This window comes from Microcoleus sp. PH2017_12_PCY_D_A (genome assembly GCF_020738565.1).
In the GTDB taxonomy this organism is placed as follows: domain Bacteria; phylum Cyanobacteriota; class Cyanobacteriia; order Cyanobacteriales; family Microcoleaceae; genus Microcoleus.
On the sequence record NZ_JAEQCI010000016.1, the window covers coordinates 58671 to 68481 of the forward strand.

Consider the following 9811-nt stretch of genomic DNA (forward strand, 5'->3'; position numbering starts at 1 on the left):
GACTGAAGTCCGCAAAAAGAGGGGTTCGTAGTGCGGACTTCAGTCCGCTATACGCCTGCGGACTGAAGTCCGCACTACGAACCTTACTTATTATTGCGATCGATTGACCGACGATCGAGGCCCAATCCCCAAGGCCCCAGTATCTTAGATGGCCTCCAGGTTCTTTTCCCCAGTCCGAATGCGGATAATTTGTTCTACAGGAGAGATGAAAATCTTGCCGTCGCCAATCTCGCCCGTGCGGGAAGCAGCGATAATTTTATCCACCACCATATCAACCTGATCGTTTTCGACAACAATCTCGACCTTGAGCTTTTGCAAGAACTCAACGGTGTACTCAGAACCGCGATAGCGTTCAGTCATGCCCTTCTGACGGCCAAAACCTCTAACTTCAGAAACAGTCATCCCTACAATGCCAGCATTGACGAGGGCGATTTTCACTTCGTCAAGTTTAAACGGGCGAATAATAGCTTCAACCTTTTTCAAGTTTTTCACTCCTAACATTACTACTTTCGTTATATTACTTAATCGGCGTGACATCTTTTGATATCACTGCCAACAGCAACTATTTTGTCAAATATATTACCTTATGTTGCACTCGCGATGAAATAATGCAGGTCAACATTTAACAACATTCCCTGATTTTCGGGCGGCGGTGACCGTGCGGAGCCGATCGCGGTAAAGTTAAAAATACCGCAGCCCTGTGCCAGCGATCTGCTAAAACAGAAAAAGAACGCAGGAGACAGGAGTTTTCCGAGTGTCCACTTTGTTGTGTCAGATTTGCACGTATTGTTGAAAACTACAATTGCCAGAAGCGGTCAGTTAAACTATTCCTATGCACCCAGCTAGCCCTCCCCCTGACCGCAGCGGGCTTGATGCCCTACTGAGAAATCGCCCCTTCCTCACCTTGTGGACTGGCCAGTTGTTGGCCCAAGTGGCGGATAAAATCTTTTACGTATTGTTGATTATTCTGCTGAAAACAGGCGATTACCGGCCCTGGCCCGTTTCTTGGCAGTATTCGGAAAATTCTATGCTGTCAGCGGTGATGATCGCCTACACGCTACCGGCGATCTTCTTTGGTTCGGCGGCTGGTATCGTGGTAGACCGCTTTTCCAAAAAGCAAATGCTGATCGGCTGTAACGTTATTAGAGCCGTGTTGATTGGATCTTTGCCGTTTTTGCCCAAAACTTTTCTCGTGCTGTTGGTGGTCACGTTTTTGGTCTCTACGGTAACGCAATTTTTTGCTCCGGCAGAGGCAGCAGCAATCCCGCTGGCTGTGGGGCGAGAGGGACTGATGTCGGCAAATGCTCTGTTTGCCTCGTCCACAATGGGTGGGATTATTGTCGGAATGACGATCGGCGAACCGATATTTACTTCGCTCAAACACAACTATGGGCAAGCTTCTCAAGAGTTTTTCCTGGCAGGGTTGTACCTGATCTCAGCAGGTTTAATTTACTTGATGCGGATCAAGGAAAATCATGCAGGTAGCAGTGGCAAAAACATCCATCCTTGGCAGGATCTCAAAGAAGGTTTGCGGTATTTGAAGCACAACCGCCTCGTCAGCAACGCGGTGGTGCAGTTGACGATTTTGTATTCGGTGTTTGCGGCGCTGCAAGTTCTGGCGATCGCACTTTCAGGCAAAATAGGTCTCAAAGAAACTCAATTTGGCTTTTTGCTCGCTGCTGCGGGAGTCGGAATGGTCTTCGGCGCGGCTTTTTTGGGCCACTGGGGCGATCGAGTACACAAGAAACCTTTGCCATTAATTGGTTTTTTGATGATGGGTTTCGTGTTGGCAATGTTTGCCTTTACCCGACAGCTTTGGGTGGGATTTAGTTTGAGTGCTCTGTTCGGTTTTGGCGCTTCTTTAATTAACGGCCCGATGCAAGCACTGATTCAAGAAAAAACTCCCGAATCCATGCGGGGAAAAGTCTTTGGCTTGGAGAACAATGCGATTAATATTGCCCTCAGCTTGCCTTTAGCAGTGACGGGCCCGCTGACGGATGCTGTTAGCAAAGCCGTGGGTTCCGATGACCTCGGCTTGCGGATCGTGCTGATGAGTTTGGGCTTTTTGGTATGCGTGATGGGCTTGGCGGCTTGGCGACATACTCGCAAAGTCTTGAAGGCTTGAGCGGACAGCGGTTGAAACCGCGCCTACATAAACGAAGTCCGAGCTCAGAGGGACTGGAGAAAATAAGGTGACATTAACCGTCTGTTTTTTAACCCGCGGAGGCGCGTGCATGTCTGTGTCGCAGCGGTTTCCAACCGCCCGGTCTTCTTCTTCGGCAATTTCCCTGTTTCTTTTCTTCCTCTGCTGTTTCACAACTTAGCGATCGGACGATCGCACATCGCTCGCGAAACATTTTGTAAAATATCAGCAGTTAAATTTTCATAGTTCGATTGTAGAGATTAAAGTAGTATCAAAGCTTTCATTAAAAATCATAATTACTTTAAGGACGGAAATTCTGTGCAACTAAAAACTAAAGTGGCCGTCAAGCGTGCAACGGGTGGATTCGCTTTGATAGATAGCTTGATCCGCCACGGCGTCAAGCATATTTTTGGTTATCCCGGCGGCGCAATTCTGCCGCTTTACGACGAACTCTACCGGGCTGAAGAAACCGGCGCGATCAAACACATTCTAGTGCGGCACGAACAAGGCGCAGCCCACGCAGCCGATGGGTACGCCCGCGCTACCGGACAAGTTGGGGTTTGTTTCGCGACTTCCGGGCCCGGTGCAACTAACTTGGTGACGGGGATTGCGACGGCCCACATGGATTCGATCCCGATGGTAGTTGTTACCGGTCAAGTTCCGCGTCCGGCGATCGGCACTGATGCGTTTCAGGAAACTGATATTTACGGCATTACTTTGCCAATTGTCAAGCATTCCTATGTAGTGCGGAATCCGAGAGATATGGCGCGAATTGTCGCTGAAGCTTTCCACATTGCAAGTACCGGACGGCCGGGGCCGGTGTTGATTGACGTGCCCAAGGATGTCGGTTTAGAAGAGTTTGACTATCTGCCCGTGACACCGGGCTCTGTGAGAATTCCGGGCTACCGCCCGACAGTCAAGGGAAATCCGCGGCAAATCAGTCAAGCAATTCATTTGCTGAAGGAAGCGAAACGTCCTTTGCTGTATGTGGGCGGCGGGGCGATCGCAGCCGGGGCCCACGAGGAAATTAAGGAACTCGCGGAGATGTTCCAATTGCCGGTCACAACAACGCTGATGGGCAAAGGTTCCTTTGATGAAAACCATCCTTTGTCTGTGAAAATGCTGGGGATGCACGGCACTGCTTACGCTAATTTTGCCGTTACTGAGTGCGATTTGTTGATTGCTGTCGGAGCTCGGTTTGACGATCGAGTAACGGGAAAACTAGACGAGTTTGCCGCGCGCGCGAAGGTAGTTCACATCGATATCGATCCGGCCGAAGTTGGCAAAAATCGCGGCCCAGACGTGCCGATTGTCGGAGATGTCCGGCAAGTTTTGATTGATTTGCTGCGCCGCTGTCGGGAAACTGGTGTTTCGGGAACTGCCGGACAAACTGGGGAATGGCTGCACAGGATCGATCGCTGGAAACAGGACTATCCGTTAGTTGTGCCTCACTACCCCGATATTTTATCTCCGCAAGAGGTGATTTCCGAGTTGGCGACTCAAGCGCCGGATGCTTACTACACGACGGATGTCGGTCAACATCAAATGTGGTCGGCTCAATTCTTAAACAACGGGCCGCGCCGCTGGATTTCGAGCGCTGGTTTGGGAACGATGGGTTTTGGGTTGCCGGCGGCGATGGGCGCGAAAATGGCGCTACCCAACGAGCAAGTGATTTGTATTGCTGGCGATGCGAGCGTGCAAATGAATATTCAAGAGTTGGGAACCTTAGCACAATACGGCATCAATGTCAAGATTGTAATTGTAAATAACGGCTGGCAGGGCATGGTGCGGCAGTGGCAGCAGGCGTTCTACGGCGAGCGTTATTCGTCGTCGAACATGACTGTGGGGATGCCGGATTTTGTGATGCTGGCTGAGGCTTACGGGGTGAAGGGGATGCTGGTTTCAGGGCCGGATGAGTTGCAGGGTGCGATCGCTCAAATGCTCGCTCACAATGGCCCTGTGCTGATGAACGTGAAGGTGACGCGGGATGAAAACTGCTATCCGATGGTAGTTCCAGGTAAGAGCAACGCTCAAATGGTTGGTTTACCGGAACGGAGTAAGTTGGAATCAGCCCAGTTGATTTATTGTCCGAGTTGCGGCGCGAAGAATGTTTCGAGCAATAAGTTTTGTCCTGAGTGCGGGACAAAAGTTTAAGGAGTTTTGAGTGGGGACTTAGGCATTGCTTATTAGTCTCAACTTAAGGTCAAACTTAGTCACAGATTGCTGTTTATTGCTAAGGCCAGATCCCCCCTAGCCCCCCTTCTTAAGGGGGGGACAAGAGTTTTCTTAAAGTCCCCCTTCTTAAGGGGGATTTAGGGGGATCGGGCCTCCGATAAAAGCGAGAGATACAAAGGTTTCGGGGTTGAGTTGACACGGCTTTGGGCAATGCCGTGTCCTTACCTGGATCTGCTGTTCCACATTTAACACCATGTCCGCTGGCATCGCATCGAGATATTTAATCTGTAATTTATAAGCATATTTTATGAGCCAGTGTCTAAACCCTGATTGCCTATTCCAAAACCCCTCTGGCTCTACAAACTTCTGTCAAAAATGTGGGAATAAACTGCTATTGGGCGATCGCTACGGAGCCCAAAAAATTATTGGACAAGGGGGATTTGGGCGCACTTTTCTAGCTGTTGACGAGTATAAACCATCAAAACCTCCCTGTGTTATTAAACAATTCTACCCCCAACTTCAAGGTACTTCTAGTATCCAGAAAGCTGCTGAGTTATTTGAGCTGGAAGCAGTACGCCTAGAACAGTTGGGTAAACATTCTCAAATTCCCGACTTATTAGCATATTTTAGTCAAGATGGACGGCAGTATTTAGTCCAAGAATTCATCGACGGTGAAAATTTAGCCCAAGCACTAGAATCTCAGGGATATTTTAGCGAAACGCAGATTCGCAACTTGCTTAATAATTTACTACCAGCATTCGAGTACATTCACTCTCGCCAAGTAATTCACCGGGATATCAAGCCAGAGAATATTATTCTTAGGCAAGATGGGCAACTAATTTTAGTTGACTTTGGTGCGGCGAAATATGCGACACAAACGGCTTTATCTGTAACGGGAACTGCGATCGGGACTGCTGGATATACGGCACCGGAACAAGCAGCGGGCAAAGCCATTTATGCTAGTGATATTTATAGTCTGGGTGTCACTTGTCTGTGTCTGTTAACTCAGGTTGAACCGATTGATTTATTCGATGATAGCGAGTTTGAGTGGGTGTGGCGAGAACACTTAAAAACATCGGTCAGTTCGGAACTGGGTCAGATTTTAGATAAAATGATACAACCTGCTATTAAGAAACGTTATCAATCTGCTACTGAAGTGTTGCAGGCTCTTGCTTCTCAATCACCTAAATCATCACCTCAAACACCTCCACCGTCAACAGACTCCCTTAAATCAGCGCTGGGTGTTGACTATACTCGTCTCCGGGATTTATTGGCCACAGGGGAGTGGAAAGAGGCGGATCGGGAAACACTCAACGTGATGTTGAAAGCTGCTAGACGGGAGAAGGAAGGTTATTTTAATAAGGAATCAATTGATAATTTTCCTTGCGATGATTTACGGACGATCGACCAATTGTGGGTAAAATACAGTCAGGGTCGCTTTGGCTTTAGCGTCCAGAAAAAAATCTGGTTGGAAGTTGGTGGTAAAGTTGATTGGGAGACTGAATGCAAGCTAGGCGATCGCGTCGGTTGGCGAAAAGGAGGCAGTTGGTTGGACACAAAGAACCTAACCTATAATAAACAAGCACCTGTGGGCCACCTCCCTAGGGAACTGTGTGGGTGGTGGGGTGGGTTCCGGGGTTTGGGTGTGAAGTGGCGTTATGGTTCTTCTCTCGCATCGAGAACTGTAAGCTGTAATCTATACTGTAACTGATATTGGCACTCTCATTATTTGAATAAAAATTAATAAGGAGAAACTACTTTGACAGCAACAATTATAGAAATCGGCACCTTAATTACCCGCGATTCGCAACTTCGCGGGGGCATTCCTATCATAGCAGGCACAGCTACATCCGTGCGACGAATTGCCGCGTTGTACAAACAAGGCAATAATGCTGAGGAGATAGCTAAAGATTTAGATCATCTTACCTTAGCCCAAGTTTATGCTGCACTTTCTTATTATCATGCAAATCAAGCAGAAATAGAAGCAGATTTAGATGCTGAACAAGCAGAATATGAGAGTCTTGCACCATTAAATAGCCCAAACAACTACCAATGATAATAAAGTTATGGTATAATTAAGTTAAAAATTTTCACCTCTGATTAACCTATGCCAACTTTAACTGATATTGGCACTCTGATCGTTTCCACACCAGAAACCTGTGGAAATCGCCCCCGCATCGCAGGGACTAGAATCACGGTTCAACGAATCGCCGTTTGGTACAAAATGGGGATGAGTCCAGAAGAAATTATTGCTGAAATTTCTCACTTAAATTTAGCCCAAGTTCATGGAGCACTCGCTTACTACTACGCAAATCAAGAGCAGATAAATGTTGATATTGCGGCGGAAGAAGCTGAGTACGATCGCTTAGCTAATGGATGCAAAGGGGAGAGTTAATCTTGAGCCAAATTCGTTTATATTTAGATGATTTAGAAAAAGTCTGGCTACAAAAGAATTGTTTGGTTTGCTTAGTTTACGTCTAGGCACAGGTGCGTCGCTCGCTCGATTGTCGATTTTTGTTGAGGGATTTTCAATGGCGACACACCCTACAACTACTTTACTATATTTCTTGTCACTCAACGCAAAACTCGTAGAAACCGGGTTTCTCGCCCCCCATGCGTAAGCCGTGAACTTACCCGCTAAGGCCAAAGAAACCGGGTTTTTTACCTAATCTGTGGGTGACAACGAAAGATTTTCGTAAAAAAACCCGGTTTCTGAGATATGCGAAAATTCGCGGGAGTGGTAAATGAATCTTTATTTGGGAATAGATTTCGGTACTACGGGCGCTCGATCGACAATCATCGACTCCCAGGGTACAATCCATTGCGAGACAGAATACACTTTTGCCAACGCACCACAGCCGGAATTGCCCTCGGTGTGGCAAAATGCACTCTCGGCTGTAATTGAGCAAATCCCCCCAACCATCCGCAATCGGGTAAGCGCGATCGCCCTTGACGGCACATCCTCCACTGTCATGCTGTGCGATACCGACGGTATACCCGTATGCGAACCGATTTTATACAACGATGCGCGCGGTGCAGCCGTGACAGAGAGGTTGCGGGCGATCGCGCCAGCCAACCACACAGTCTTAAGCGCCACATCCAGTCTCGCCAAACTCCTCTGGTGGCAGGAGTATTTGGGCGGGCACGCACCATCCACCGCCCCTACGGTTTTCCTGCATCAAGCCGATTGGCTGGCGTTTTTGTTGCACGGAAAATTAGGAATTAGCGACTATCACAATGCTTTAAAACTCGGTTTCGATGTTGATACTTTGTGCTATCCCGATTGGTTGATCCAGGGAATTGCGGGCGCTGCAATGCCTAAATTGCCACAAGTTGTCGCACCGGGTACGCCTGTGGGGAAAGTTACAGAGGAAGTGGGCGATCGCTTCGGATTTCCACGCCATTGTACAGTTTGTGCTGGCACAACCGATAGCATTGCAGCATTTCTAGCAAGCGGTGTCAATTCACCGGGGGAAGCAGTAACTTCTCTCGGTTCAACTTTAGCCGTGAAACTGTTAAGTCATACCCGCGTAGATGATGCTAGATACGGGATTTACAGCCACAGATTCTCTAATATATTCTCCCCCCCTTTTGAAGAGGGGGCGGGGGGGGATATGTGGTTAGTTGGAGGCGCTTCTAATACGGGAGGTGCGGTGCTGCGGCACTTTTTTACTGATGCTGAATTGGCGAATTATAGCACACAAATCGATCCAGAGCAAGAGAGTTTGCTGGATTATTACCCGTTGTTGAAAAAGGGCGATCGCTTTCCAATTAATGACCCGAATTTGCCGCCGAAATTAGAACCGCGTCCGGCTGATTCTGTGGAATTTCTGCACGGTTTGCTAGAAAGCATCGCGCGGATTGAAGCGCGGGGATATCAATTATTGCAGGAGTTGGGCGCAACTCCTTTGACAAAGGTTTATACTGCTGGCGGCGGCGCCAAAAATCCGGTTTGGAGTGCGATCAGAAAGCGTTATTTGAAAGTGCCTGTTGAAACGCCTGTTCAGACGGCGGCTGCCTATGGAAGTGCGTTATTGGCGAAGCAGGGAAGTGAATCGATTTTAGATATAGCAGTCCTCAATCATTTGTGAATTTCTTACTCCCTCCCCTTAGTAAGGGGAGGGTTGGGGTGGGGTAAAAAGATTTACGACTCCTGCAAGGATTGCTATATTAGATTTTAGGATTGAAGAAAGCAACATCACGAATCGATCCAAAGGATTGTAAACTGGATACTTTTGAGCGGGTTGAAATGTGGTAAGTTAAAAGTGCGATCGCTCTCGATCGCAACTAAAATGATAGGAAGCAAACATTCTGATATATTGTGTTAAGTTGTTATCCCTAAAAATCAAGGAGAATGGCGGGAGCATCTCAGTTTTGCAAGAAGCATTTTTTAAAGAGCGGACTGAAGTCCGTACTACGAACCTTTTTTGATCTCACGACAGCACTGTAAATGCAAAACTGAGATGCTCCCACAATGGCAAAGTTACCTGATGACATCCTGAACACAATTTTCACATTGCAGCGACGGCTAGTGGAACTCCTCAACGAGACAACCGCCACAGAATATATATTCATGCAGCAGTTTGGCGAGACAGAAGCGACACTCCCCGAACTAGAATCCCTGGATAATATTAAGGAAAGGTTGAGAAACCCTTACAATCGTTTGTACAGGCTTTTGCAACAGGTGGCAGAATCTCAACCGGCTGCGGCTGCGGATACGTTAAACTTTCTGTATAGAACGATAGAACAAACAGAGGCGGCTGTCGATGCCTCAGAAGCAACTATCCGAGAAATCAAAATGGATTGGAATTTGCCATGAATCAACAACCTAGAATCCCCGACGCTGAAACCAGAAAGCGACACGTTGACAAGATGCGTGAAGTCTGCCAACAGCTTGACGCTTTGACTTTAAACCTGGATGAATTAATCGCTATATTTGAAGCTGACAACCGCCGCCAGCGTCGAGAACGTTTGGCGGGTAAATACAGGCGTGTGGAATCTCAGGTAGTCGAATAAGATATGAGATGTTGCATCATTCATTCTTAATAAGTCTTTTATGAACAGCAAGATGCTTATTCCACAAAGAGTGAATTTTATTGTGGAACAGGCATCTTACCTGTTAAGCGAGAAGATTTCGCGATCGCCTTGAATTATTTCTTTTGATTCCCCTTCTGTTCGGACTTTGGTTGTTTAGTAATGGTTGAAATTGCCGACTCCGATCGCAGATTTTTAACGCAAATTTGATATATGCTAATTTTGGCTCACCATCCAGACTAAAAATCCCAATATTTTATCGACTGGAGGTAGCGGATAGTCGGTAAGATCGATCGTCACTATTTGCCCTTCCAGCTTGAGAAACCGCCAAGCTGTGCCGCTGGAAACGCTACCGTAGATCCCACATTCCGCAGATATTCGATCGGATTTAATTTCAAAATAATTCAGAATCAAAAAAGCCTCAAATGATTGCATAGCAATCATTTGAGGCTTTTTTAA

9 protein-coding genes and 1 pseudogene are annotated in these 9811 nt (G+C 47.3%); 8 read left to right on the forward strand and 2 right to left on the reverse strand.

Translation table 11 applies throughout. The features are described from left to right. Nucleotides 1-144: 144 nt before the first annotated feature. Nucleotides 145-483 (reverse strand): P-II family nitrogen regulator, encoded by a 339-nt coding sequence (locus tag JGK39_RS03475; RefSeq protein WP_006633346.1) that lies wholly within the window; start codon nt 481-483, stop codon nt 145-147. Nucleotides 484-832: 349 nt separating this feature from the next. On the opposite strand from JGK39_RS03475, the gene JGK39_RS03480 reads away from it, so the two are divergent. From JGK39_RS03480 to JGK39_RS03515, 8 genes are all read left to right on the forward strand, one after another. After that, a complete protein-coding gene (locus tag JGK39_RS03480; RefSeq protein WP_293246166.1) occupies nt 833-2125 on the forward strand; it encodes an MFS transporter in 1293 nt (430 codons plus the stop codon). 336 nt (nt 2126-2461) lie between these two features. Continuing rightward, entirely contained in the window at nt 2462-4297 is a 1836-nt protein-coding gene (ilvB, locus tag JGK39_RS03485) for a biosynthetic-type acetolactate synthase large subunit (RefSeq protein WP_293246163.1), read from the forward strand. 328 nt (nt 4298-4625) lie between these two features. Further along, nucleotides 4626-6029: a serine/threonine-protein kinase gene (locus tag JGK39_RS03490; protein WP_293246160.1), complete on the forward strand. Its 1404-nt coding sequence runs from the start codon at nt 4626-4628 to the stop codon at nt 6027-6029. Nucleotides 6030-6077: 48 nt separating this feature from the next. Then, nucleotides 6078-6374, forward strand: a complete 297-nt coding sequence (locus JGK39_RS03495) for a DUF433 domain-containing protein (RefSeq protein WP_293246157.1) — start codon at nt 6078-6080, stop codon at nt 6372-6374. Nucleotides 6375-6425: 51 nt separating this feature from the next. Next, a complete protein-coding gene (locus JGK39_RS03500; RefSeq protein WP_293246154.1) occupies nt 6426-6713 on the forward strand; it encodes a DUF433 domain-containing protein in 288 nt (95 codons plus the stop codon). Nucleotides 6714-7062: 349 nt separating this feature from the next. Beyond that, nucleotides 7063-8409 carry an FGGY-family carbohydrate kinase gene (locus tag JGK39_RS03505; protein ID WP_293246151.1) on the forward strand — a complete coding sequence of 449 codons (1347 nt, stop codon included), beginning with the start codon at nt 7063-7065 and terminating at the stop codon, nt 8407-8409. A 383-nt stretch (nt 8410-8792) separates the two neighbouring features. Next, on the forward strand, nt 8793-9137 hold the full coding sequence (locus JGK39_RS03510) for a hypothetical protein (protein ID WP_293246148.1): 345 nt from the start codon (nt 8793-8795) through the stop codon (nt 9135-9137). Continuing rightward, nucleotides 9134-9334 carry a hypothetical protein gene (locus JGK39_RS03515; RefSeq protein ID WP_265234579.1) on the forward strand — a complete coding sequence of 67 codons (201 nt, stop codon included), beginning with the start codon at nt 9134-9136 and terminating at the stop codon, nt 9332-9334. The genes JGK39_RS03510 and JGK39_RS03515 overlap by 4 nt, the downstream gene beginning before the upstream one ends. Nucleotides 9335-9568: 234 nt before the next feature. Here JGK39_RS03515 and JGK39_RS03520 read toward each other — a convergent pair. After that, nucleotides 9569-9811 (reverse strand): annotated as a pseudogene (locus tag JGK39_RS03520) (hypothetical protein); the annotation flags it as partial.